25 protein-coding genes are annotated in these 23773 nt (G+C 71.3%); 6 read left to right on the top strand and 19 right to left on the bottom strand.

Annotated elements, in window-relative coordinates:
• Positions 1-384: 384 nt before the first annotated feature.
• Entirely contained in the window at positions 385-1659 is a 1275-nt protein-coding gene (tyrS, locus tag ACZ63E_RS09085) for a tyrosine--tRNA ligase (RefSeq protein ID WP_465335492.1), read from the bottom strand.
• Positions 1660-1691: 32 nt separating this feature from the next.
• A complete protein-coding gene (locus tag ACZ63E_RS09080; RefSeq protein ID WP_465335491.1) occupies positions 1692-2330 on the bottom strand; it encodes a DNA-3-methyladenine glycosylase in 639 nt (212 codons plus the stop codon).
• Between the two features lie 107 nt (positions 2331-2437).
• On the opposite strand from ACZ63E_RS09080, the gene ACZ63E_RS09075 reads away from it, so the two are divergent.
• From ACZ63E_RS09075 to ACZ63E_RS09065, 3 genes are read left to right on the top strand one after another with little or no spacing between them, the layout of a single operon-like run.
• Entirely contained in the window at positions 2438-2998 is a 561-nt protein-coding gene (locus ACZ63E_RS09075; protein ID WP_465335490.1) for a hypothetical protein, read from the top strand.
• Positions 2995-3660, top strand: a complete 666-nt coding sequence (locus ACZ63E_RS09070; protein WP_465335489.1) for a DUF4166 domain-containing protein — start codon at positions 2995-2997, stop codon at positions 3658-3660. The genes ACZ63E_RS09075 and ACZ63E_RS09070 overlap by 4 nt, the downstream gene beginning before the upstream one ends.
• A complete protein-coding gene (locus ACZ63E_RS09065) occupies positions 3657-4304 on the top strand; it encodes a TetR family transcriptional regulator (protein WP_465335488.1) in 648 nt (215 codons plus the stop codon). The genes ACZ63E_RS09070 and ACZ63E_RS09065 overlap by 4 nt, the downstream gene beginning before the upstream one ends.
• Here ACZ63E_RS09065 and argH read toward each other — a convergent pair.
• Genes argH through argC form a run of 8 tightly spaced genes read right to left on the bottom strand, consistent with a single transcriptional unit; the run spans position 4297 to position 11718 of the window.
• A complete protein-coding gene (gene argH, locus ACZ63E_RS09060) occupies positions 4297-5712 on the bottom strand; it encodes an argininosuccinate lyase (RefSeq protein ID WP_465335487.1) in 1416 nt (471 codons plus the stop codon). The two genes, ACZ63E_RS09065 and argH, sit on opposite strands and share 8 nt — an antisense overlap.
• 30 nt (positions 5713-5742) lie before the next feature.
• Entirely contained in the window at positions 5743-6000 is a 258-nt protein-coding gene (locus ACZ63E_RS09055; RefSeq protein WP_465310194.1) for an argininosuccinate synthase, read from the bottom strand.
• Entirely contained in the window at positions 5997-6497 is a 501-nt protein-coding gene (locus ACZ63E_RS09050; protein WP_465310193.1) for an arginine repressor, read from the bottom strand. The genes ACZ63E_RS09055 and ACZ63E_RS09050 overlap by 4 nt, the downstream gene beginning before the upstream one ends.
• Positions 6494-7420, bottom strand: coding sequence for an ornithine carbamoyltransferase (gene argF, locus ACZ63E_RS09045; protein ID WP_465335486.1), 927 nt, complete (start codon positions 7418-7420; stop codon positions 6494-6496). Before argF ends, ACZ63E_RS09050 begins: the two co-directional genes overlap by 4 nt.
• Positions 7420-8622 (bottom strand): acetylornithine transaminase, encoded by a 1203-nt coding sequence (locus ACZ63E_RS09040; RefSeq protein ID WP_465335485.1) that lies wholly within the window; start codon positions 8620-8622, stop codon positions 7420-7422. The genes argF and ACZ63E_RS09040 overlap by 1 nt, the downstream gene beginning before the upstream one ends.
• Positions 8619-9536, bottom strand: a complete 918-nt coding sequence (gene argB, locus ACZ63E_RS09035) for an acetylglutamate kinase (RefSeq protein WP_465310190.1) — start codon at positions 9534-9536, stop codon at positions 8619-8621. Before argB ends, ACZ63E_RS09040 begins: the two co-directional genes overlap by 4 nt.
• Positions 9533-10693: a bifunctional glutamate N-acetyltransferase/amino-acid acetyltransferase ArgJ gene (gene argJ, locus ACZ63E_RS09030; protein WP_465335484.1), complete on the bottom strand. Its 1161-nt coding sequence runs from the start codon at positions 10691-10693 to the stop codon at positions 9533-9535. Before argJ ends, argB begins: the two co-directional genes overlap by 4 nt.
• Positions 10690-11718 (bottom strand): N-acetyl-gamma-glutamyl-phosphate reductase, encoded by a 1029-nt coding sequence (argC, locus tag ACZ63E_RS09025; RefSeq protein WP_465335483.1) that lies wholly within the window; start codon positions 11716-11718, stop codon positions 10690-10692. Before argC ends, argJ begins: the two co-directional genes overlap by 4 nt.
• Before the next feature lie 84 nt (positions 11719-11802).
• Between argC and ACZ63E_RS09020 the strand changes: the two genes are divergently transcribed.
• Positions 11803-12765, top strand: a complete 963-nt coding sequence (locus ACZ63E_RS09020) for a helix-turn-helix transcriptional regulator (RefSeq protein WP_465335482.1) — start codon at positions 11803-11805, stop codon at positions 12763-12765.
• A gap of 359 nt (positions 12766-13124) precedes the next feature.
• Here ACZ63E_RS09020 and ACZ63E_RS09015 read toward each other — a convergent pair whose 3' ends face one another.
• Entirely contained in the window at positions 13125-13622 is a 498-nt protein-coding gene (locus tag ACZ63E_RS09015; protein WP_465335481.1) for a helix-turn-helix domain containing protein, read from the bottom strand.
• Between the two features lie 120 nt (positions 13623-13742).
• A complete protein-coding gene (locus tag ACZ63E_RS09010) occupies positions 13743-15326 on the bottom strand; it encodes an alpha/beta hydrolase (protein WP_465335480.1) in 1584 nt (527 codons plus the stop codon).
• Between the two features lie 192 nt (positions 15327-15518).
• Here ACZ63E_RS09010 and ACZ63E_RS09005 point away from each other — a divergent pair, with 192 nt between their 5' ends.
• Positions 15519-16208: a DNA alkylation repair protein gene (locus ACZ63E_RS09005; RefSeq protein WP_465335479.1), complete on the top strand. Its 690-nt coding sequence runs from the start codon at positions 15519-15521 to the stop codon at positions 16206-16208.
• Between the two features lie 216 nt (positions 16209-16424).
• Here the strand turns inward: ACZ63E_RS09005 and pheT are convergent, their stop codons facing one another.
• The 7 genes from pheT to infC form a co-directional block, all read right to left on the bottom strand.
• Entirely contained in the window at positions 16425-18992 is a 2568-nt protein-coding gene (pheT, locus tag ACZ63E_RS09000; protein ID WP_465335478.1) for a phenylalanine--tRNA ligase subunit beta, read from the bottom strand.
• Positions 18992-20056, bottom strand: a complete 1065-nt coding sequence (gene pheS / locus ACZ63E_RS08995) for a phenylalanine--tRNA ligase subunit alpha (RefSeq protein ID WP_465335477.1) — start codon at positions 20054-20056, stop codon at positions 18992-18994. Before pheS ends, pheT begins: the two co-directional genes overlap by 1 nt.
• Before the next feature lie 124 nt (positions 20057-20180).
• The gene (locus tag ACZ63E_RS08990; RefSeq protein ID WP_465335476.1) at positions 20181-21014 is read right to left on the bottom strand and encodes a DUF6159 family protein; all 834 of its coding nucleotides are present in this window, start codon (positions 21012-21014) and stop codon (positions 20181-20183) included.
• Between the two features lie 49 nt (positions 21015-21063).
• Positions 21064-21852, bottom strand: a complete 789-nt coding sequence (locus tag ACZ63E_RS08985; protein ID WP_465335475.1) for a TrmH family RNA methyltransferase — start codon at positions 21850-21852, stop codon at positions 21064-21066.
• A gap of 23 nt (positions 21853-21875) precedes the next feature.
• Complete coding sequence (gene rplT, locus ACZ63E_RS08980; RefSeq protein WP_086672344.1) at positions 21876-22250, bottom strand: 50S ribosomal protein L20; 375 nt, start codon at positions 22248-22250, stop codon at positions 21876-21878.
• A 68-nt stretch (positions 22251-22318) separates the two neighbouring features.
• Positions 22319-22513, bottom strand: a complete 195-nt coding sequence (gene rpmI, locus ACZ63E_RS08975) for a 50S ribosomal protein L35 (RefSeq protein ID WP_086672342.1) — start codon at positions 22511-22513, stop codon at positions 22319-22321.
• Positions 22514-22579: 66 nt separating this feature from the next.
• On the bottom strand, positions 22580-23200 hold the full coding sequence (gene infC, locus ACZ63E_RS08970) for a translation initiation factor IF-3 (protein ID WP_086856944.1): 621 nt from the start codon (positions 23198-23200) through the stop codon (positions 22580-22582).
• Between the two features lie 203 nt (positions 23201-23403).
• Here infC and ACZ63E_RS08965 point away from each other — a divergent pair, with 203 nt between their 5' ends.
• Positions 23404-23763, top strand: coding sequence for a DUF1844 domain-containing protein (locus ACZ63E_RS08965; RefSeq protein ID WP_323337907.1), 360 nt, complete (start codon positions 23404-23406; stop codon positions 23761-23763).
• Positions 23764-23773 lie beyond the last annotated feature (10 nt).

Genomic DNA, 23773 nt, shown 5'->3' with positions numbered 1-23773 from the left:
CAGCGTTCGTCCTGAGCCAGGATCAAACTCTCCAACAATGAACAGTTTAATCGAGGCAAAATACTTGCTCTCAAAGGAACCTCATACGAGGTTCAAATACATAAGCTCTACTGGCTTAGTTCACTAGCACACTGTTGAGTTCTCAAGCAACACACCCGAGTCGCGCCACCGTCAAGCGGCCTTACTCGAAGCGAGTCATTCCTAGCAGTTTTTGGTGGGACACCCACTCAATCGCTTCGAGCGAGAGCTTGGTTCGTGTCCCGGCGGCCGCCCGGTTTCCCTGGCGACTTGGAGAACTTTACACCCCGTGAAGGGGCCCGGAACAGGGGGGTACCTTAACCGCGTTCCCGCAGGTCAAACCCCTGTTCCGGGCCTGTCGAACCGTCAGCCGCCGAGCGCGACGCCGGCAACGTTGCGGCGACCCCGGCGGACCACCAGCCACTTGCCGTGCAGCGCGTCGCCCGCGGCGGGCTTCCACTCCTCGTCGGCGACCTTCACGTTGTTCACGTACGCGCCGCCCTCCTTCACCGTGCGGCGCGCGGCGCCCTTGCTGTCCACCAGTCCCCCGGCGAGCAGCAGGTCGACGATCGTCGGCTCGCCCGACGGGTCGAGCTTGCCGTTCGGCACCTCGGCCATCGCGGCGTCGAGCGTGCGCGCGTCCAGGTCGGCGAGCTCGCCGCGGCCGAACAGGGCCTGGCTGGCGTTGATCACCTGTCGGGTCTGGTCCTCGCCGTGGACGAGCGTGGTGAACTCCTCCGCCAGCCGCTTCTGCGCCGAGCGCAGGTGCGGGCGCTCCGCGGTGTCCTCGGCCAGCGCGGCGATCTCCTCCTGGCCGAGGAACGTGAACATCCGCAGGTAGCGGATGACGTCGGCGTCGCCCACGTTCACGAAGTACTGGTACCACGCGTACGGCGAGGTCATCTCCGGGTCGAGCCAGAGGTTCCCGCCGCCGGTGGACTTGCCGAACTTGCGTCCCTCGGCGTCGGTGACCAGCGGCGCGGTCAGCGCGTGCGCGCCCGCCCCGTCGGTCCGGCGGATCAGGTCGACCCCGCCGACGAGGTTGCCCCACTGGTCGGACCCGCCGACCTGCAGCTTGCAGCCGTACTTGCGGTGCAGCTGCAGGTAGTCCTGCGACTGCAGCAGCAGGTAGCTGAACTCGGTGTAGGACATGCCGTCACCCTCGAGCCGGCGCTTGACCGTCTCCCGGTTGAGCATGACGTTGACCGAGAAGTGCTTCCCGACGTCGCGCAGGAACTCCAGGACGTTCTGCTCGCCGGTCCAGTTGAGGTTGTTCTCGACGACCGCCCCGGTCGGCGAGTCGTCGAAATCGACGAACCGCTCGAGCTGGCCGCGGATGCGCCCGGCCCACTCGGCGACGACGTCGAGCGTGTTCAGCGCGCGCTCGGCGGTGTCACGCGGGTCGCCGATCATCCCGGTCGCGCCGCCGGCCAGCACGATCGGCCGGTGCCCGGCGCGCTGGAAGCGCTTGAGCATGAGCAGCGGGACGAGGTTGCCGGCGTGCAGGCTGGGTGCGGTGGGGTCGAACCCGCAATAGAGCGTCACGGGACCCTGGTCGAGCTCGCGCCGGAGGGCGTCGATGTCGGTGGACTGCGCGATGAGGCCGCGCCAGGACAGCTCGTCGAGGATGTGTTCGCTCACGCCTGTAGATCCTCCCGCACCAGGTCAACCGACTAACTGGCGGGTCGGACCCGGCGCTTTCCGCCGCGGCGGTAGGTGGACACGGCCGCCGAGGCGCCGTCCCAGAACCGCCAGGGTGTGTCGATCGCCGTCGCGACGCCGACGCGGGGGCCGACCCGGATGCGTTCGGCCGGCACACGCTCGCCGACGCGCAGCCGGACCGGGGACGCCGGGTCGGTCAGGTCGACGCCGTTCTGCGCCCGGTCGACCCGCAGCACCGAGGTGAGGATGGCGGGGCCCTTCGCGAGCTCACCGGTCCCCCGCGCGGCCGGCCGTCGCTTGCGCACGACGTCGAGGCCTTCGACGACTTCGCCGGCGCGGAGCAGCACGGCGCCGGGCATGTCCTCGTGGGTGCCGACGACGTTCGCGCAGAAGTGCATCCCGTAGACGAAGTACACGTACAGGTGGCCCGCCGGCCCCCACATCACGGCGTTGCGCGGGGTGCGGCCGCGGTAGCAGTGCGACGCCGGATCGTCCTCGCCGCGGTAGGCCTCGACCTCCACCAGCCGGACGCCGACCGTGCCGTCGGGGCCGTCGGCCTCCAGGACCGAGCCGAGCAGCAGGTGGGCCAGGTCGACCGGGTCGAGCGCGAGCTCCTCGCGGGTGAACAACCGGCCTGCTTCGCCGCTCAAGCGCGCTCCTCCCTCGGAATCGTCCCGATCAGCCTAACCCTTGAGCGATCGCTCAAACTTCTCTACAGTCGATTTGAGCAGTCGCTCAAACTCTGAGGGGAGCCGAGATGCGGCCGAAGGCGCTGTACGTCGAGACCGTGATCCGCACGGACCTGGAAACGCTCTGGCAGCACACGCAGGACCCGGCCCTGCACCGGCGCTGGGACCTGCGCTTTTCGGACATCAGCCCGCTGGCCCGGCCCGGCGGCCACTTCCGCTACGAGTCCCGGTTCCTCGGGGTGGTGGTCACCGGTGTCGGCGTGAGCGCGGCGTCGCGCACCTGGCCGGACGGCTCGCGCACCTCGGTGCTGCGGTTCGCCTCCGCCGACCCGCTGTCGCTGATCAGCACGGGCGCCGGGTTCTGGCGCTACACGCCGGTCGACGGCGGCGTCCGGTTCGTCACCGGGTTCGACTACGGCACCCGCTGGGGGCGCTTCGGACACCTCGCCGACCGGGTGTTCCGGCCGACCTTCGGCTGGCTGACCGCCTGGTCGTTCGACCGGCTGCGGCTGTGGCTGGAGACCGGGACCCCACCGGAAGCGCAGCCCCTGACCGCGCCCTCCGCCGCCCGCTGCGTGCGGACCCGGCCGCGTGACCGCGTCGAGGGCCGGATCGGGGTGCCGGCGTGAGCGTCTTCGAACGCGCGCTCGGCGCGGACTTCGCCGACCTGCACCCCCGCGTCCGGGAACGGCTCGCCCTCACCGGCGGGCGCGGCATGGTCGGCCACGGCGTGATGGACCGGATCTGGCGCGGCCCCGCCTTCGTGCTGCCGTTCCTGTGGCTCGGCTCGACGCGGCACATCCTCTTCCCCGACTGCGGCCGCAACGTGCCGTTCACCATCGAGAACTACCCGTACGTGGACCGGAACGGCCGCGAAACCGTGTCGTTCGTGCGCACCTTCGAGTTCCCCCGGCGCCGGCGGCGTTTCGACGCGCAGATGGTGCACAGTCCCGGGCGCGGGCTCGTCGACTACCTCGGGACGCACCAGCACCTGGCCGTCGACCTCGCGGTGTCGGTGCGCCCGGACGGCGGGTTCCGGATCCGCACCGGCGAGTTCCGGCTGCACGAGGGCCCGGTCCACAGCGGGCTGCCGCGGGTGCTCACCGGGACCGCCCAGGTCGACGAGTGGTTCGACGCGGCCAGTGGCGACTTCCGGATCGAGGTCGCCGTGGTCAACCCGCGCTTCGGGCCGGTGTTCGGGTACGAAGGCCGGTTCAGCGCCCGGTTCGTCGACGTCCGGGGCGGAGTCGGCGGTGCGGTGAAGCCGCTCCGTGAGAGGGTCATGGGGTGACGGGCCGGAGCTCCAGTTCGCAGGACACGAAGCAGCGGCTCGTGGACGGCGTGCTGGACGTCATCCGGCGCCAGGGCATCACGGCCGTCTCGGCGCGGTCGGCCGCCACCGCCGCAGGCGCGAACCAGGCGCTGGTCTTCTACCACTTCGGCAGCGTCGAGGAGCTCGTCGCGCAGGCCTGCATCCTCGCGACCGAAGCCCGCGTTTCGGTTTACCGCGAACGGTTCGCCGCCGTGACCACGGTCCGCGACCTGCTGGAGCTCGGCCGCGAGATCCGCGTCGCCGAGCGCGCGGAGGGCAACCTGGCCGTGCTGGCCCAGACGCTCGCCGGCGCGCAGGGCAGCGAGCGGCTCGCCGAAGCGACCCGCGAGGGCCTGGACAAGTGGATCACCGAGGTCCGGACGGCCCTCGAGCGCGTGCTCGACGGGTCACCGCTGGCCGAGCTGGCGGACCCCGCCGGGCTCGCCCACGCCGTGTCGTCCGGGTTTCTCGGGCTCTCGCTGTTCGAGACAGTCGACCCCGACGGCGCCGAGCAGGCCGTCACCGCGCTGGAACAGCTCGCCGTGCTCGTCGATGTCCTCGACGGGCTCGGCCCGGTGGCCACGCGGGCCGTCCGGGCCAAGCTCCGCAAGTCCCTCAGTTGAGCCACTGGCGGGCCGCGGTGACCCGCTCTTCCAGCCGGGCGCGCTGCTCGGCCACGCGCTCCGGCGCCGTGCCGCCCCGGGCGTTGCGGGACTTCACCGAGCCTTCGACGGTGAGGACCGCGCGCACCTCGGGCGTGAGCGACGGGTTGATCTTCTCGAACTCCTCGTCGGTCAGCTCGTCCAGGCCGACCCCGCGGGACTCGGCGACGCGGACGCTTTCCCCCGCCGCTTCGTGCGCGACGCGGAACGGGACGCCTTGGCGCACCAGCCATTCGGCGATGTCCGTGGCCAGCGTGAACCCGGCCGGGGCCAGCTCGGCGAGCCGGTCGGTGTGGAAGGTCAGCGTCGCGAGCATGCCGGCGATCGCCGGGAACAGGAGCTCGAGCTGCTCGACCGAGTCGAACACCGGCTCCTTGTCCTCCTGCAGGTCGCGGTTGTAGGCCAGCGGCTGCGCCTTCAGCGTGGCCAGCAGGCCGGTGAGGTTGCCGATCAGCCGGCCGGCCTTGCCCCGGGTCAGTTCCGCGACGTCCGGGTTCTTCTTCTGCGGCATGATCGAGCTGCCGGTGGCCCAGGCGTCGTCGAGCGTCACGTAGCCGAACTCGGCGGTGTTCCAGATGATCACCTCTTCGGCGATCCGGGACAGGTTCACCGACAGCATCGCGACGGCGAAGGCGAACTCGGCGACGAAGTCACGCGAAGCCGTGCCGTCGATGGAGTTCTCGACGCTCGTGGCGAACCCCAGCTCCGCGGCGACCGCCTCCGGGTCGAGCCCCAGTGACGAACCGGCGAGCGCGCCGGAGCCGTACGGGGACTCGGCGGTGCGGGTGTCCCAGTCCTGCAGCCGCGAGACGTCGCGCAGCAGCGCCTGGCCGTGGGCCATCAGGTGGTGCGCGAGCAGCACCGGCTGGGCGTGCTGCAGGTGGGTGCGGCCGGGGAGGATCGCGTCCGGGTGCCGCTTCGCCTGCGACACCAGCGCGTCGACGACGTCGAGTGTGCCCGCGACGACCCGGCGGGCTGCGTCCCGCAGCCACATCCGGAACAGCGTGGCGACCTGGTCGTTGCGCGAGCGGCCGGCGCGCAGCTTGCCGCCGAGCTCGGTGCCGGCCCGCTCGAGCAGGCCGCGTTCGAGGGCCGTGTGCACGTCCTCGTCGGCGATCGTCGGGGTGAAGGCCCCCGCCGCGACGTCCTGGGCGAGCGTGTCCAGCGCGGCCAGCATGCCGCTCAGCTCGGCCTCGGTGAGCAGGCCCGCCTTGCTCAGCACGCGGGCGTGCGCGCGGGACCCGGCGATGTCGTAGGGCGCCAGGCGCCAGTCGAAGTGCGTCGACGCGCTCAGCGCCGCCATGGCCTCCGCCGGACCGCTGGCGAACCGGCCGCCCCACAGCTGCACCGGCTGCTCGTTCCCGCTCACTGTTCTCGCTTCTCCTCGGTGTTCGTGTGTTCAGGCGACCGTGATCCGGCCGTCGTACAGGACCAGGCGGACACTGGCATAGCCGCGGCCGGTCCGCCGTTCGAGTGCGGCGCACGCTTCGCCGCGGCCGATCCGCTGCGCCTCACCTCGTGCGCACAGCATCCGGTGCGCTTCGGCGACGGAGACGGTCTCTCCGTCGATCGCCACCGGGACCCCGCGGTCGAAGGTGACCACGACCTCGTCCGGCGCGAGGAATTCGCCCTCAGCCGGGAAGAAGTCGCCGATCATGGTGTTCCTTCGTCCGCCGATCGTTGGGCGAGCGCGGCGAAGCGTTCGGCCAAACCCTTGCCCGTCAACGGTTCCCGCGCGATCACGGCGACCGTGTCGTCGCCTGCGATCGAGCCGACGACCTCTTCCAGCGCCGCCCGGTCGATGGCGCTGGCCAGGAACTGCGCTGCGCCAGGCGGGGTCCGCAGCACGGTCAGGTTGCCTGACGAGTCGGCCGAGACCATCAGCTCCGCCAGCAGCCGGGAGAGCCGTGAAGTGCCGCCCTGCACCCCGCGCAGGGGGTTGCCGTCCTCGGGGATGACGTAGACCGGCGCGCCGGAGTCCGGGCCGCGCAGCTTGACCGCGCCGAGCTCGTCAAGGTCACGCGACAGCGTCGCCTGCGTGACGTCGATGCCCTCGGCGGCCAGCAGCTTCGCGAGCTCGGTCTGGCTGCGGATGGTCATGGTGGCCACCAGCTCGGTGATCCGCGCCTGGCGGCCCACCCGGCTGCTGGTCATCGCCGGCTCTCTTCGAACAGCCAGACGAGCAGCGCCTTCTGCGCGTGCAGGCGGTTTTCGGCCTCGTCCCACACCGCGCTCGCCGGGCCGTCGAGCACCTCGTCGGTGATCTCCCAGCCGCGGTGCGCCGGCAGGCAGTGCAGCACGATCGCGTCTTCGGCGGCCTTCTTCAGCAGCTCCGTGTTGACCTGCAGGGCGCGGAACGGGCCGACCCGGTCGAGCCCGTCGTTCTCCTGCCCCATCGACGTCCACGTGTCGGTGACGAGCACGTCCGCGCCGTCGACGGCCGCGTACGGGTCGGTGAACACGGTGGCGCTGCCGCCGGTCTCGTGCCCGCGCTTCTTGGCGTCGAGCATGACGCCCTGGTCCGGCTGGAAGCCGACCGGCGAGACGACCCGGACGTGCATCCCGGCCGTCGTCCCGCTCAGCAGCAGCGAGTGCGCCATGTTGTTGGCGCCGTCACCGAGGTAGACGAGAGTGAGGCCCTCGAGCTTCCCCTTGCGCTCGCGGATCGTCATCAGGTCGGTGAGCGCCTGGCACGGGTGGAACTCGTCGGTGAGCGCGTTGACCACGGGGATCGACGCGGCCGAGGCCATCGCCTCGATGCGCTTCTGCGCGAAGGTCCGCCAGACGATGCCGTCCACGTACCGCGAAAGCACGCGCGAAGTGTCCTCGATGGTCTCTTCGCGGCCGAGCTGCATCGACCGGCCGTCGACGATCACCGGGTGCCCGCCGAGCTGGCTGATGCCCACCTCGAACGAGAACCGCGTGCGCGTCGAGTTCTTCTCGAAGATCGCCGTGATGGACCGCCCGGCCAGCGCCTTGGTGCCGAGCGGGTCGGCCTTCAGCGCGTCCGCGAGGTCGAGGATGGCCTTCTGCTCGGCGGGACTGACGTCGTCGTCGCGGAGGAAGTGGCGGAGCATCAGTCGGAATCCTTCGTGGTGGAGTCGAGTGCGTTCGGGAGGGCCGCGAGGAAGCCGTCGGCCTGCTCGCCGTCGAGCACGAGCGGGGGCGCGAGCCGGATGGTGTCCGCGGCGACCGGGTTGACGAGGTAACCGGCCTCCTGTGCGGCCTTGGCGACCGCCGCCGAGACGGGCTCGCGCAGCGCGATGCCGAGCAGCAGCCCGGCGCCGCGCACCCCGGCGACGAGCGGGTGGCCCAAGGCCTCGACCCCGGCCGCGATGTCCTTGCCCAGCGCGGAGACGTGGTCGAGGAGGTTGTCCGCGGCGATCGTCTTCAGCACGGCCAGGCCGGCCGCACAGCACACCGGGTTGCCGCCGAAGGTGGTGCCGTGCTGGCCGGGCTTGAGCAGCTCACCCGCCGCGCCGACGCCGATCACCGCGCCCAGCGGCAGCCCGCCGCCGATGCCCTTCGCCAGCGTGATGACGTCTGGGACGATGCCGGCCTGCTGGTAGCCGAACCAGGTGCCGAGCCGGCCGAGACCGGTCTGCACCTCGTCGAGCACGAGCAGCGTGTTGGTGGCCTTGGTGATCTCGCGGGCGGCCTGCAGGTAGCCGTCCGGCGCCGGGATCACGCCCGCTTCGCCGAGGACGGGCTCCAGGAACACGGCCGCGGTGTCGGTGTCGACGGCCGCCTTGAGCGCCTCGACGTCTCCGTACGGCACGTGCTCGACGCCGGGCACCAGCGGCTTGAACGGGTCGCGCTTGCCGGGCTGGCCGGTGAGCGTCAGCGCGCCCATGGTCCGGCCGTGGAACGCGCCTTCGGCCGCGACCACCTTGGTGCGCCCGCTCAGCCGGCTGATCTTCAGCGCGGCTTCGTTGGCCTCGGCGCCGGAGTTGACGAACAGCACCTTGCCGTTGCCGGTGAGCCCGGCGACGTCGAGCAGCGCCTCGGCGAGCTCCACGGCGACCGGGTTGACGTAGAGGTTCGAGGTGTGGCCGAGCTGCTTGATCTGCTCGGTGACCGCGTCGACGATCGCCGGGTGGGCGTGGCCGAGCGCGTTGACGGCGATGCCGCCGACCAGGTCGACGTAGGCCTTGCCGTCGGCGTCCCACACCTTCGCGCCTTCACCGCGCACGAGCGTCAGCGCCGGGGTGCCGTAGTTGTCCATGACGGCGGACTGCCAGTGCCGCTGGCCATCCACATTGGACTTGAGGTCGGTCACGGGAGCTCCGTTTCGGGGAAGACCATGGTTCCGACACCACGGGAGGTGAAGACCTCCAGCAGCACCGAGTGGGCGAGGCGGCCGTCGATCACGTGCGCCCGGCGCACGCCGCCGCGGATGGCGCGCACACACGCCTCCATCTTCGGGATCATGCCGCTGGCCAGGCTGGGCAGCATCGGCTCGAGGTGGTCGACGCGGATGCGGTCGATCAGCGACGACCGGTCCGGCCAGTTCGCGTACAGGCCTTCGACGTCGGTGAGCACCACGAGCTTTTCGGCGCCCAGCGCGGCCGCGAGCGCGCCCGCGGCCGTGTCGGCGTTCACGTTGTGCACCACACCCTCGACGTCCGGGGCGACCGTGGACACCACCGGGATGCGCCCGGCGTTGACGATGTCGAGCACCGCGTCCGGGTTGACCTCGGCGACCTCGCCGACCAGGCCGATGTCGACCTGCTCACCGTCCACAGTGGCCTGTTTGCGCTCGGCGGTGAACAGCCGGGCGTCCTCGCCGGAGATGCCGACCGCGTACGGGCCGTGGGCGTTGATCAGCCCGACCAGCTCGCGGCTGACCTGCCCGGTGAGCACCATGCGGACGATGTCCATCGTCTCCGGCGTCGTGACGCGAAGGCCGCCCTTGAACTCGCCTTCGACCCCGAGGCGGGTGAGCATCGCGGTGATCTGCGGGCCGCCGCCGTGCACGACGACCGGGCGCAGGCCGGCCAGCCGGAGGAACACCATGTCCTCGGCGAAGGCCGCCTTCAGGCTGTCGTCGATCATCGCGTTGCCGCCGTACTTGATCACGACGGTGGCGCCGTGGAACCGCTGCAGCCACGGCAGCGCCTCGATGAGCACCCCGGCCTTCTCGGCCGCCGTCGCGAGTCTTTCGTCCGCGGAAATCAGTGCCTCCTGGGTCATGAGGAGTACGCGCTGTTCTCTTCGACGTAACCGTGCGAAAGGTCGGTGGTGTAGATGGTCGCCGCGCTCGCGCCGACCCCGAGGTCGACGACGATCGTGATGGCCCGGCCGGTGAGGTCGGCTTCCGACCGGTCGGAGGCGGGCACGCCCTGCGCGAACAGGGTGACGCCGTTGATCGCGATCGACACCGTATCCGGGTCGATGCGGGCCGGGACCCGGCCGAGCGCCATCGCGATCCGGCCCCAGTTCGGGTCGGAGCCGAACAGCGCCGTCTTGACCAGGTTGTCCTCGGCGATGGTGCGCGCGACCGCGATCGCGTCGGCCTCGGACGCCGCGCCCTGCACGGTGACGTCGACGTCCTTCGTCGCGCCCTCGGAGTCCGCGCGCAGCTGCAGCACCAGGTCGTGGCTGACGGTGGTGAGCAGTTCGGTGAGCTCCGCCTCGGTGGGTTCGACCCCGCTCGCGCCGGAGGCCAGGACCAGGACGGTGTCGTTGGTGGACGTGCCGCCGTCGACGTCGAGCCGGTCGAAGGTGACGTGGGTGGCCGCGCGCAGGGCGCGGTCGAGGGTTTCCTTGTCCACCACGGCATCGGTGGTCAGCACCGACAGCATGGTGGCGAGGTTCGGCGCGAGCATGCCCGCGCCCTTGGCGAATCCGCCGACGCTCCAGCCGGCGGTGTGCTTCGCGAAGGCCTGCTTGGGTTTGCTGTCGGTGGTCATCACGCCGGTGGCGGCGTTCAGGCTCGCCTCGGCACCGGTGTCGAGGGCCTTGACCGCACTGTCCACTCCGGACAGGACCGCGGCCATCGGCAGCCGTTCGCCGATCAGCCCGGTGGAGCAGACGGCGACCTCGATCGCGCCCGCCTCCAGGGCTTCGGCGACCTTCTCGGCCGTGGCGTGGGTGTCCTGGAAGCCGCCCGGCCCGGTGGCCGCGTTGGCGCCGCCCGAGTTGAGGACGACGGCCTTGAGGCGCTGCTGCTTGAGCACCTCCTGCGACCACAGGACGGGCGCGGCCTTGATGACGTTGCGGGTGAAGACGCCCGCCGCGACGTCCAGCGGGCCGTCGTTGACGACCAGCGTGAGGTCGAGCGCGCCGGAGGCCTTGATCCCGGCGGCGACGCCGGCGGCGCGGAAGCCCTGGGGGCCGGTGACGGTCACGGTGCCACTCCTACGGTCGAAAGGCCGGTGGTCTCGGGGAAGCCGAGGGCCAGGTTCATCGACTGGACGGCGCCGCCGGCGGTGCCCTTGGTCAGGTTGTCGATCGCCGCGACGACGACCAGCCGGCGCGCGTCGGTGTCGACGGTGACCTGCAGCTGGACGTTGTTCGAGCCGAGCGTCGCCGACGTCGTCGGCCAGGCGCCCGCGGGCAGCAGCTGGACGAACGGCTCGGCGTCGTACGCCTTCTCATACGCGGCGCGGGCGGCGGCCTCGTCGACGTCGTCCTTCAGCGGGGCGCTCGCCGTGGTGAGGATGCCGCGCGGCATCGGCGCGAGCACCGGGGTGAAGGACACGGTGACCTTCTCCCCCGCGACGGCCGAGAGGTTCTGCGCGAACTCCGGGGTGTGGCGGTGGGCGCCGCCGACGCCGTACGCGCTCGCGGAGCCCATGACCTCGGAGCCGAGCAGGTTCGGCTTGAGGCTCTTGCCCGCGCCGGAGGTGCCGGTGACCGCGACGACCGTGACGTCCGGGGTGATCAGGCCGGCGGAGAAGGCGGGCGCGAGGGCCAGCGAGCCGCCGGTCGGGAAGCAGCCGGGCACGGCGACGCGCTTGGCGCCGACGAGCTTCTCGCGGGCGCCGGGCAGCTCGGGCAGGCCGTACGGCCACTGGCCGGCGTGGTCGCCGCCGTACCAGCGCCGCCAGTCGCCGGCGTCGGCGAGGCGGTGGTCAGCGCCGAGGTCGACGACCAGGACGTCCGGGCCCAGCTGCGCCGCGATCTCGGCCGAGTGCCCGTGGGGCAGGGCCAGGAACACGACGTCGTGGCCGGCGAGGGTCTCCGGTGTCGTCTCGGCGAGGACGCGGTCGGCGAGCGGGACGAGGTGGGGCTGGTGGCCGCCGAGCCGGGTGCCGGCGCTGCTGGCGGCCGTGAGCGTGCCGATTTCGACCTCGGGATGGGCCAGGAGCAGGCGCAGGAGCTCGCCGCCCGCGTACCCGCTGGCTCCGGCCACCGCGATGTTCACCGTCATACGCATGATTATGCACGCCCTTGCAAGGCTAAACAAACAGGATTCCCGGGAAGTGGTACCCGCCACCTTGGGATGCTGGACGCCATGACGGACACCCCGGCGCGGCTGCTCGGCCTGCTTTCGCTGCTCCAGACGCCTCGAGAGTGGCCGGGCAGCGAACTGGCCGACCGGCTGGGCGTCAGCCCGCGCACGATCCGCCGCGACGTCGACCGGCTGCGTGAGCTGGGCTACCCGGTGGAGGCCAGCCGCGGTGTCGCGGGCGGGTACCGGCTGGTCGCGGGCACGGCGATGCCGCCGCTGGTGCTCGACGACGACGAAGCCGTCGCGATCGCGGTCGGGCTGCGGACCGCCGCGGGGCAGACCGTGTCCGGGATCGAGGAGGCGTCGGTGCGGGCGCTGGCCAAGCTGGAGCAGGTGCTGCCGGCCCGGCTGCGCCGCCGGGTGGGCACGATCGGCACGGCGACGGTCACGGTGCCGGCCGCCGGCCCGGTCGTCGACCCGGCCCAGCTGACGACGTTCGCCGGCGCGATCACCAACCACGAGACGGTCCGGTTCCGCTACCGCGCGAACGACGGCACCGAGACCCGCCGCCGAGCCGAGCCCCTCCGGCTGGTGGCGGCCGGCCGCCGCTGGTATCTGGTGGCGTACGACCTCGACCGGGCGGACTGGCGGGTGTTCCGCGCCGACCGGGTCCGCGACGCCCAGGCAACCGGCGGCCGTGTCGTGCCACGGAAGCCACCGGCGACGGACCTGGCGGCGTACGTCGTCGAACGGCTCTACGACCTGGCCCCGACGTACCGCGCGGTGGCGGTCCTGGCGGAACCGGCGGCCCGGGTGGGCCCCCGCCTCGGGGCGGCAGCCGACGAGCTCACCGACCTCGGCGACGGCCGGTGCCGGTGGCGGAGTCGCGGGGACACCTTGGACTGGCTGGCTTTCCGGTTGCTGGGGCTGGGGTGTGGGTTTCGGGTGGAGGAGCCGCCGGAGCTGGTGGAGCGGTTGAAGGTGCTCGCGGCTCGCGCTGCCGAGGGGGCGGGACTGCGGGAGTGACCGGCTGCCGGACAGCGGCCGGTCGGTTGCGCTTGTGCGGGCACGGAAACGCGGGAGCGGGGTGGGCAGACGCCAACCCGCACCACCGCGAAAGCGAGACTGCGCTGCTGACCGGCCGCGGGGCAGCGGCCAGCCGGTTGCGCCTTGGCGGGCGCGGAAACTCTGGAGCGAGCGGAGTGGACGCCAACCCGCACTACCGCGAAAGCGAGACCGCGGAAGTGACCGGCGGCGGTGACCGCATACCCGTTGCAGGAAAAGGACTTCACTAATCGAGAACCGAACTACTGCTTGCAGGCGCACTTGACACCTCCCCTGGTGGCGGTGGGCCGGCCCGGCACGGACCGGCCCACCGGCGATGGTCAGCTCGGTTCGGCTTCGTCCAGGTCCGTGCGCCTGCTCGGCGGCACCGGGAGGTAACAACCCGGGTTCTCCGGGTCGCAGCCCACGCGGGGCAGCCGGGCGCGGATGCCACCCGGGGTGCGCTCGAAGTGCGTCGCGATCGCTGCCACGCTCTCGCCCGCTATCCAGCGGGTCTCCAGGTCCGCGTCCATCTCCTCGTTCCACGGGCGGCCCTGCTGGGCGGGCCGCCCCGCGGATCTTCGCCGCGGCGCCCGGCCGCCGCCGGTGGCGGACAGCAGGCCGTCCGTGACCAGGTCGGCGACCGTGGCCGCCACCGCGACGTCCAGGTCGAGGCTGCCCTCGGCGACCGCTTCGCCGCCGGGGCCGCCGGCTTCCAGGGTGATCATCACCCTCGTGTTCGGTTCGGCGCGGTCGTCTTCCGTCCTGGTCGAGACCACGATCCGGTAGGTGTTCTCCTGGGCCCGGACCTCGGTCCGGCGCTCTTCGATGATCGACATGCCACGAAGCTAGCGCGCACCCCCGACAATTTTCGGCCACGCCCTGCTCGCGGCCGGTTTCTCTCCGCACACAACGGTGCCCCGGTCCGGGACCGGGGCACCGTGGCTAAAAGAACCGGCTCAGAAGTGCAACAGCTGGGCCAGCGTGCTCTGCTTCTCCGTCGCGGCCTTCGCCGAGCTGTCCGACTTCTGCGCGGCGGCGCCGTCGGGCACCGGCGGCGGAACCGGGCTGCACTGCGCGTCCGAGTGGTTGCCGGGCTGGCGCTTCGGCAGCTTGCCGGTGGCCAGGTAGTCGGCGATCTTGTCGTCCACACAGGACACCCCGGACAGCGAACCGGCGTGCGTCGTGCCGCCCGGCGCGCTGATCAGGCTCGAGTTCGGGAACCGCTTGCGCACCTCGAGGCTGCCCGCGTACGGCGTCGCGGCGTCGAGCTCCTCGCTGATCAGCAGCGCGCCGGCCACCTTGCGGCCGTCGATGTCCACCGGCTTGCCCGCCTTCGCCGGCCAGAACACGCACGGCGCGTTGAACCAGGCGTTGCCCCAGGTCTCGAACGGGGCCTTGAAGTGGGTGATCCAGTTGTCGATCCGCCACTGGTTCCAGTTGGTCGGCCACTGCACGTCGGTGCACTGCACCCCGAGGTAGACGGCGAACCCGTTGTCGTCGCCGGGCGGGTTCGAGTCGTCGTAGAGCGCCTTCAGCGTCTGCCAGTCACCCTTGTGGACGTAACCGTCGAAGGCCTTGGCCATGTCGACCCAGCCGAAGACGTAGTAGCCGGCCTGCAGGAAGACGTCGGTCCACTCGTCACCGCCGATGACGCCGCCCGCCGGGTTCTTGGCGAGCTTGCGCTGCGTGTCGTACCAGAGCTTCTCGACGGCGGCGCCGGTCTTGCCGAGGTGGTAGACGTTGTCGTAGGACGCCAGCCAGTCGAAGTAGATCTTGATGTTCTTGTCGAACGCGACGTCCTGGTCGAGGTTGGCCTGGTACCAGACCTTCCGCGGGTCGACGTTGCCGTCCAGCACCATCCGGCGGACGTTCTTCGGGTACAGCGTGCTGTACACCTGGCCGAGGTAGGTGCCGTAGGAGAAGCCGTAGTAGTTGATCTGCTTCTCGCCCAGCGCCTTGCGCAGGCTGTCCATGTCCTGCGCGACGTCGGTCGTCTTGAGGTGGTCGAGGATCGCGCCGTTCTTGCGGCACGCCTGCGCGTAACCCTTCGAGCGGTCGAGCCAGATCTTCTCCAGCTTCGGCGTGGTCGGCACGTACGCCGGCCGGTTGTAGCTGAAGTAGTTCCCGTCGCAGCTGATCGACGGCTTGCTGGACCCGACGCCCCGCGGGTCGAAGCCGATCCAGTCGTAGTTGTCCCCCGCGTGGTTCGGCACGTACTTGCCGAGCACCGAGAGGCCGAGACCGGAACCGCCGGGGCCACCCGGGTTCACGAGCATGATCCCCTGGGACTGCGCGGTCTTGTGCTTGATCCGCGACACCGCGACGGAGACCTTCGTCCCGCCCGGCTTCGCGTAGTCCATCGGCACCTCGAGGAAGCCGCATTCGGCTCCGGCGGCCTTCAGGCTCGCCGAGTCGCAGGGCCCCCAGGCGATCGGCGCGGGGCTGAACTGCACCCCGGGGTCCGCCGAGGCGGCGGGCGCGGCGGCCATCAGCCCGGCCGCGAGCCCCGCGGCGGCGATGGCGGCAACGATTCTTTTCACAGTCGTCCTTTTCGTCCGCATTCGACAGAGTTCGCCGTATTTCGACGAAACTACCGGCAACCCTGGACAATCTCGTCGACCGCCACGGGTTCCGCCATCCGTCTTTCGTCGGAACCTGCGGGTGTCGGCGAACGCCGGAACAGTCGGTGGCCGGCAGTACGCTCCGGTCGCCGGAGCGCGACGGGAGGGGCGATGAGCGCAGACGAACAGCTGGTCAAGGCCATCCGCACCGGGTTGGCCGAGCTGGCCGACCCGGTGAAGGCGCCCGCGATGCGGGCGTACATGAAGTCGTCCATGCCCTTCCGAGGAGTGGCGAAACCTGAGCGGAGCGTGCTTCTCAAGCGGGTGCTGATCGACCGGATACTGCCCGATCGAGTGACATATTCAGCAACCGTCCTGGAGTTGTGGCGGTCGGCCGAATTCCGCGAAGAGCGCTACGCGGCGATTGATCTTTCCGGGCATCGGGCGTATCGGCCGTGGCAGGACCGGGAGCTGATCCCGATGTACGAGGAGATGATCGTCGGCGGGGCGTGGTGGGATTACGTGGACGAGCTCGCGATCCGGCGGATCGGGCCGATCCTGCGCGCCGACCGCGCCCGGGTCACGCCGACCATGCTGGGCTGGGCGGCGGACGCCGATCTGTGGCGCCGCCGAACGGCGATCATCTGCCAGGTCGGGGCCAAGGAGGAGACGGACACCGACCTGCTCACCCGGACGATCGAACCGGCGATCGGCGAGACGGAGTTCTTCCTGCGCAAGGGAATCGGCTGGGCGTTGCGCGAGTACGCGAAGACGGCGCCGGACTGGGTGCGGTCGTTCGTGGACGATCACCCGGGACTGTCGGGGTTGTCGCGGCGGGAGGCGCTTAAGCACATCGGGTGAAAAGTCGGCGGTCAACGCGTGTGTGGGGAGGGACGACACGCGTACCTGGATGGACGACACGCGTGTCTAGACGGACGACTCGCGTGACTGGAGGGTCGACACACGTGATTGAAGGGGCGACACGCGTGTCTGGAGGGGCATCAGGCGTGACTGGAGGGGCATCACGGGCGGTGGAGCCAGCGGCGAGGGGCCGTGGGGCCCCTCGCCGTGGTGGGGTTAGGCGCGGAGGGTTGCTTTGAAGTGCTCGCCGGCCGCGGCGATTGCAGCGTCGCGGGCCTTTGTCGCTTCGTCCACCGTCAGGGTCCGGTCCGCGGCGCGGAAGCGGAGCTTGTACGCCAGGGACCGCTTGCCCTCGCCGACCTGCTCGCCGTCGTAGACGTCGAACAGCGTGATGTCCTCCAGGAGCTCGCCCGCTCCCGTGCGCAGCACCGCCGCGAGGTCCGCCGACGGCACGTCCGCCGCCGCCACCAGGGCGACGTCCAGGAGCACCGGCGGGTAGCCCGACACGCTCGGCGCCGGGCGGGAGTCCGGAAGCGGGATCGCGTCGAGGTCCAGCTCCATCGCCACCGTCCGCGGCGGCAGGCCGAGCGCCTCGACCACCTTCGGGTGCAGCTCACCCGCGTGGCCCACCGGCCAGTCACCGACCCGCAGCTGGGCGCAGCGGCCCGGGTGGAACGGCGGCAGGTCGGCCGACTGCACCGTCAGCTTGATCCCGGCGGCCTCGGCGACCGTCCGGGCGGCCTGCACCGCGTCCGCCCAGTTCGCCGGCTCGCCCTGGCCCCACCAGCCGGCGCGGTGACGCTGGCCGGCGAGCACCACGGCGACGTGCAGCGGCTGCATCGGCACCGCGGCCTCCAGCAGCGCCAGCTCCTCGTCCGACGGCCGGTGCTCGACGCCGAGGTCCGGCACCTTCAGCGGGTTCGGCGCGGGCAGCACCACCTGGCCGATGTGGAACAGCGAGACGTCCTTCATCCCGCGCGAAACGTTGCGCTGCAGCGTGTCCAGCAGGCCGGGCAGCAGCGTGGTGGCCAGCCGGTTGCGGTCGGCCTCCAGCGGGTTGCGGACCACGACCGTGTTGCGGCGGACGTCGTCCGCCGGCAGCCCGAAGGCGTCCCACACCGCGTTGTCGATGAACGGGAACGGCCGCACCTCGACGTACCCCGCCTCGGCGAGGGCGCGGGCGACCCCGCGGACGCGCCGCTGACTGTCGGTCAGGCCGCGGCCGGCCGGGGCGGCGGGCAGCGTCGACGGGATGCTGTCGTAGCCCTCGAGCCGCAGCACCTCTTCGACGAGGTCGGCGGGCTGGCGCAGGTCACCGCGCCAGCTCGGCGGGATCGCCGTGACCAGGCCGGTGCCGTCGTCGCCCGTGCTGACCGAGACCTTGCAGCCGATCTGGCTCAGCCGGCGCACGGTGACACCGCGCTGGTAGCTCACGCCCGCGACCTTGTCAGGCAGGTTGATCGGCATCTCGACCGCCGGGTTCGGCTCGACCGACCCCTCGTCGGTGCGGCCGGGCCGGATCGACGCGTCGCCGTACTGGCGCAGCAGCCGGGCGGCCAGCTCGACCGCGGCCGCGCACAGCTGCGGGTCGGTGAACCGCTCGAACCGCTTGGCGGCCTCGGAGAACAGCTTGTGCCGCCGCGCGGTGCGGCTGATCGCGGCCGGGTTCCAGTGCGCCGCCTCAAGCAGCACGTCGGTGCTCTCCGGCGTGATCTCGGTGCTCGCGCCGCCCATCGTGCCGGCCAGCGAGATGACCCCGCTGTCGTCGGCGATGACCACGTCGTCCGGGTCGAGCGTGCGCTCGACGTCGTCCAGCGTGGTCAGCTTCTCGCCCGCCTTCGCCCGGCGCACCACCAGGTCGCCCTGGATGGCCTTGGTCGCGAACGCGTGCAGCGGGTGGCCCAGCTCGAGCATCACGTAGTTCGTGACGTCGACGGCCAGGGAGATCGAGCGGATGCCGGCCAGCATCAGCCGCCGGCGCATCCACCACGGGGCCGGCGCGGTCGAGTCCAGGCCGGTGACCCGGCGCAGCACGAACCGCGGGCAGCCTTCGGGGTCTTCGACGTGGACCGGCCACGCGTCACCCTCGGCCGCCGGGACCTCCAGCAGCGCCGGGTCGCCGAAGGGCACGTCGAGGGCGTTCGACAGCTCGCGCGCCAGGCCGCGGATCGACAGCGCGTACCCGCGGTCCGGGGTCGGCGCGAGCTCGATCACCGTGTCGTTCAGGCCGAGCAGCGCCTGGCCGTCGTCACCCGGGCTCGCGGTGCCCGGCGGCAGCACGAGGATGCCGGTGTGGTCCTCGCCGAGGCCGAGCTCGCGCGCCGAGCAGATCATGCCGTCGCTGATCCGGCCGTAGGTCTTGCGGGAGGCGATGGCGAAGTCGCCGGGCAGCACCGCGCCGGGCAGCGCGACGACCACCAGATCACCCTCGGTGAAGTTGCGCGCGCCGCAGATGATGCCGCGGGTCTTGATGCCGTGCGGGCCCTCGTCGAACTCGCCGGACTCGTCGTCCTCGTCCTCGTCGTCGGCGTCATCGGCGTCTTCGGTGTCCTCGTCGGCCGTCTCGCCGACGTCGACGCGGCAGAACCGGACCGGCTTCTTGAACTCGGTCAGCTCCTCGATTTCGGCCACCCTGCCGACGACCAGCGGGCCGGTCACCGGGCCGAGCTCGCTCAGGTCGTCGACCTCGATGCCGATCCGGACGAACGCGTCGGCCAGGTCCTGCGGCGTGACCTCGTCGCCGATGTCGAGGTGCTCGGTCAGCCAGCTGACTGGGACTCGCACTACGCCTCCGTTCCGAAGGGAAGGGTGAAACGGACGTCGCCTTCCACCATGTCGCGCATGTCCGGGATCCCGTTGCGGAACTGCAGGGTGCGCTCGATGCCCATGCCGAACGCGAAGCCCGAGTACACCTCGGGGTCGACGCCGCAGGCACGCAGCACGTTCGGGTTGACCATGCCGCAGCCGCCCCACTCGACCCAGCCGGGGCCGCCCTTCTTCTCCTCGAACCAGACGTCGACCTCGGCCGACGGCTCGGTGAACGGGAAGAAGTGCGGGCGCAGGCGGGTCTTGGAGTTCTCGCCGAACATCGCGCGGGCGAAGGCGTCGAGCGTGCCCTTGAGGTGCGCCATCGTGATGCCCTTGTCCACCGCGAGGCCTTCGACCTGGGTGAACACCGGGGTGTGCGTCGAGTCGAGCTCGTCGGTGCGGTAGGTCCGCCCCGGGCACACGACGTACACCGGCAGGTCGCGGTGCAGCAGCGTGCGGGCCTGGACCGGCGAGGTGTGCGTGCGCAGCACCAGGCCCGAGTCCTCTTCGCCGACGTAGAAGGTGTCCTGCAGCTGGCGGGCCGGGTGGTCCTTGCCGAAGTTCAGCGCGTCGAAGTTGAACCACTCGGCTTCGAGCTCCGGGCCCTCGGCGATCTCGTAGCCCATGGCGACGAAGGCGTCGGCGACGCGCTCGGAGATGGTGCTGATCGGGTGCCGGGCGCCCCGCGGGACGCGGTCCCACGGCAGCGTGACGTCGACGGCCTCTTCACGCAGCACCCGCTCGTCGCGCTCCACCTGGAGCTCGGCGCGGCGGGTGTCGAACGCCGACTGGACGGCCTGGCGAGCCTCGTTGACGCGCTTGCCCGCCTCGGCCTTCTCCTGCTTGGGCAGGACGCCGATCTCCCGGCGGGCCAGCAGCAGCGGCGAGTGGTCGCCGAGGTGAGCCGGCTTGACCTCGGCCAGCGCCTCGAGCCCGGTCGCGGCGGCGAACGCCGCTTCGGCGGCCTTGACCGCCTCCTGCAGCGTCTCGGGGGCGAGAACCGCGCCGCCCTGGGCTTCCTTCTCCTTGGCTCCGGACATAACTCCTCGGCGTCCGCTGGGACTGGTCGTTCGCGCTCCGCCGGACACGCGGGGCACGAGAGGTCAAAGGCAGGAAAAGTCTATGGGATCCGGTCGGCGTGCCCTTGGTCGCCCCGGACCGCGCTCAGCGCTCGCGGAACGCGTCGGCGAAGTCGACGGACGCGAATTCGCCGGGGACCACGCCTTCGGCGGCGTAGCGGTACAGCGCCGTCTGGTAGATGCCGGACAGCGTCGTGGTGAAGACCGCCACCAGCAGGGTCCAGACGATCGCCAGCCCGACCGCGACGAAGACGGTGGCCGTGCCGCCGAGCAGGAAACCGGCCCCGAGGAGCACGACGTAACCGGCCATGGTGAGGAGGAAGCCGACCAGGCCGATGCCCGCGGTGCCGGCGACGTTCTCGCCCCAGGCGCGGCGGAACAGCTCGACCGAGCGCTTGACGCTCACCTTCACGCCCGAGCCCTCCAGCATGACGACGGGCAGCACCAGGAACGTCGTGACGCGCCAGGCCAGGCCGACCAAGCCGCTGATGATGCTGCCGAGGAAGCCGAGCCGCTCCTCGATCGTGCGCAGCACGACACTGACCGTCGCGGTGAGGCCGGCCCAGCCGAGCAGCACCGGCCAGCGCCGGCCCGCCGCGGCCAGGCCCGCGCCGACGCCCGGGATGCCGCCGTCGCCGCGCAGGGCCACGTCGGCCTGGGAGATCAGCGCGGCGTTGAAGAAGATCGTGACGAAGGCCGAGACGAGGTAGAAGGCCGCCAGCAGCACGTACGTGCCGACGCTGGGCCGGAAGTGCTCGCCCGCGAGGTCGACGGTGAAGAACGCCGGCGTCAGGAACGCCGCGGCGACCAGCAGGCCGGCGATCCCGGCGAGCACCGGGAACCACGTCAGGCCCTTGTGGGCGCGCAGCACCCGGAACGAGGCGGCGAACAGCTTGAACGAAAGGGCGAGCCTGCCCATGATTTCCCCCAGGTGACCACAGTGGATACCCGGGCAGCTTAGCGGCCGGTCAGCGGCGCGCCGCCATCGCGCTCGTGTAGACGCAGACGGCCGCGGCGGTGGCGAGGTTCAGGCTCTCCGCCTTGCCGTACAGAGGGATCCGGACCGCGAGGTCGGTCCGCTCGAGGACGTCGGACGGCAGCCCGTGGGCCTCGTTGCCGAACACCCACGCGGTCGGCGTGGTGAGATCCACCCGATCGAGTTCGGCGTCGGCGTACCCGTGGGCCGCGAGGGTGCGGAGGCCGGCGGCCGAACACGCCGTCAGCGCGGCCGGGACGTCGCGGACCCGCGTGACGGGCAGGTGGAACAGGCTGCCGGCGGCCGCGCGGACGCACTTGCCGTTGTGCGGGTCGACGGTGTCGCCCGCCAGGACCACGGCGTCGGCGCCCGCCGCGTCGGCGACGCGGATCACCGTGCCCGCGTTGCCGGGGTCGGCGACGTCCACGAGCACCACCACGAGCCGGGCGCCGGGGGGCACGGCCGCTTCGAGCGGCCGGTCCAGCAGCGCGCAGACGGCCACGATGCCTTGGGGGGTCACGGTTTCCGACAGCCCCTCGGCGGCGCGGTCGGTGATCGGTGAGACGGCGACGCCGGCCGCACGGGCGGCGTCCACCAGCTCCGCGTGCTGGTCCGCCGCGCGGGCGGTGACGAACAGCTCGTGCACCGTGCCGTACTCGAGCGCCGCCTCGACGGCGTTCGCGCCCTCGGCCAGGAACCGGCCGGTCTTGTCACGCTCCGCGCGCCGCGTCAGCTTGCGCGCAGCAACGACCCGGGGGGTCCGTTCGGTGAACGGATCCACCCCGGGCCGGGGAAAACTGCCGGTCAGGCCGACTTCGCTTCGGTGTTGACGTTGGCCTTGGCGAGCTCGGCCAGCGCGGTGAAGGCGGCGGCGTCGTTGACGGCGAGGTCCGCGAGGATCTTGCGGTCGACCTCGACACCCGCGGCCTTGATGCCCTGGATGAACCGGTTGTAGGTCACGCCGTTCGCGCGGGCGGCCGCGTTGATGCGGGTGATCCACAGCTGGCGGAAGTCACCCTTGCGGGCACGGCGGTCCCGGTAGGCGTAGTTGAGCGAGTGAAGCGTCTGCTCCTTGGCCTTGCGGTACAGCCGCGAACGCTGGCCGCGGTAGCCGCTGGCCAGTTCGAGAGTTGCGCGACGCTTCTTCTGGGCGTTGACCGCCCGCTTGACGCGTGCCACGGGTCCATCCTGTCGATCTCGGGGGGCGAAGGGGAACGCCCCGGGTGGTTACAGCAAGTTCTGCGGGATCAGATGCCGAGCAGGCGCTTGACGCGGCCGGCCTCGGTCTTCGCCAGCTCGGTGGTGCCCTCGAGCCGGCGGGTGAGGCGGTTCGACTTCTTCTCCATCAGGTGCCGACGGCCGGCCTTCTGACGGCGCAGCTTGCCCGTGCCCGTGACGCGGATCCGCTTGGACGTCCCGCTGTGGGTCTTCATCTTCGGCATTTCAGTCCTCTTTCGTGCGGCGGCTCACCGGAGAACCGGTGAGCCGCTGACTGTGCTGGTCGGCGCCTACGCGTCGGGGGTCGGCTCGGGGGCCGCCTCGGCCTTCGCCTTCGGCTTCACGTTCTTGTGCGGGGCCAGCACCATGATCATGTTGCGGCCGTCCTGCTTGGCCGACGACTCGACGAAGCCGAGCTCCGTGACGTCTTCGGCGAGCTTCTGCAGCAGCCGGTAGCCGAGCTCCGGCCGGGACTGCTCGCGACCGCGGAACATGATCGTGACCTTGACCTTGTTGCCCGCCGCCAGGAAGCGCGACACGTGACCCTTCTTGGTCTCGTAGTCGTGCTGGTCGATCTTCGGGCGCAGCTTCTGTTCCTTGATGACGGTCAGCTGCTGGTTGCGCCGCGACTCACGGGCCTTCTGCGCGCTCTCGTACTTGAACTTGCCGAAGTCCATGAGCTTGCACACCGGCGGGCGGGCCTGCGGCGCGACCTCGACGAGGTCGAGATCGTTCTCCTGCGCCAGGCGCAGCGCATCCTCGATCCGGACGATGCCGACCTGTTCGCCGGCGGGGCCGACGAGTCGGACCTCCGGCACCCGGATTCGGTCGTTGATGCGTGTCTCGGAGCTGATGGGGCCTCCTTGGTCCGAGGAATGTTTCCTGTTCTCGTTTCGACCTGGTGCCCACATAGCGAAGGCCCCGACACCGTTCGGTGCGCGGGGCCCACTCTGTTTCCGATCGCATCCGGCTGCGAGGCCGGGCGCTTCACCCTGGACTTGCCGTCCGGGCGAGACCGGACCCGGACACCTGTACGGTGACGCGGGTGGGAGCGGGGCTCCACTTGCCGCCCCCGATTCCTCGGGGGCTGGTCGCTCGTGGAAGGGTACCAGACGTGTCAGATCAACCCTCCGAACAGCCCCCCTATTCCCCCGAAGCCCGCCACCTGGAGGACATCCCCAGCGTGGAGGTGATCAGCCGCGCGGCCGTGATGCTGCTGTCGGCCGGCGCCGAACGGCTCGGTCTCGCCGACGCCGACCCGGAGACGTCCCCGCACCGCGACCTCGACGAAGCGCGCCGCCTGATCACCGCGCTCGCCGGGCTGGTCACGGCGTCCGCCGAATACCTGGGCCTGCACGCCGGCCCGTTGCGCGACGGCCTGCAGTCGCTCCAGAAGGCGTTCCGCGAGGCCTCGGCCGTGCCCGACGCGCCCGGCCAGGGCCCCGGTGAAAAGTACACCGGTCCCGTTTATTGATGGTTCACTC

This window comes from Amycolatopsis sp. NPDC104819 (genome assembly GCF_055583145.1).
This window is presented reverse-complemented; position numbering and strand designations above follow the sequence as displayed.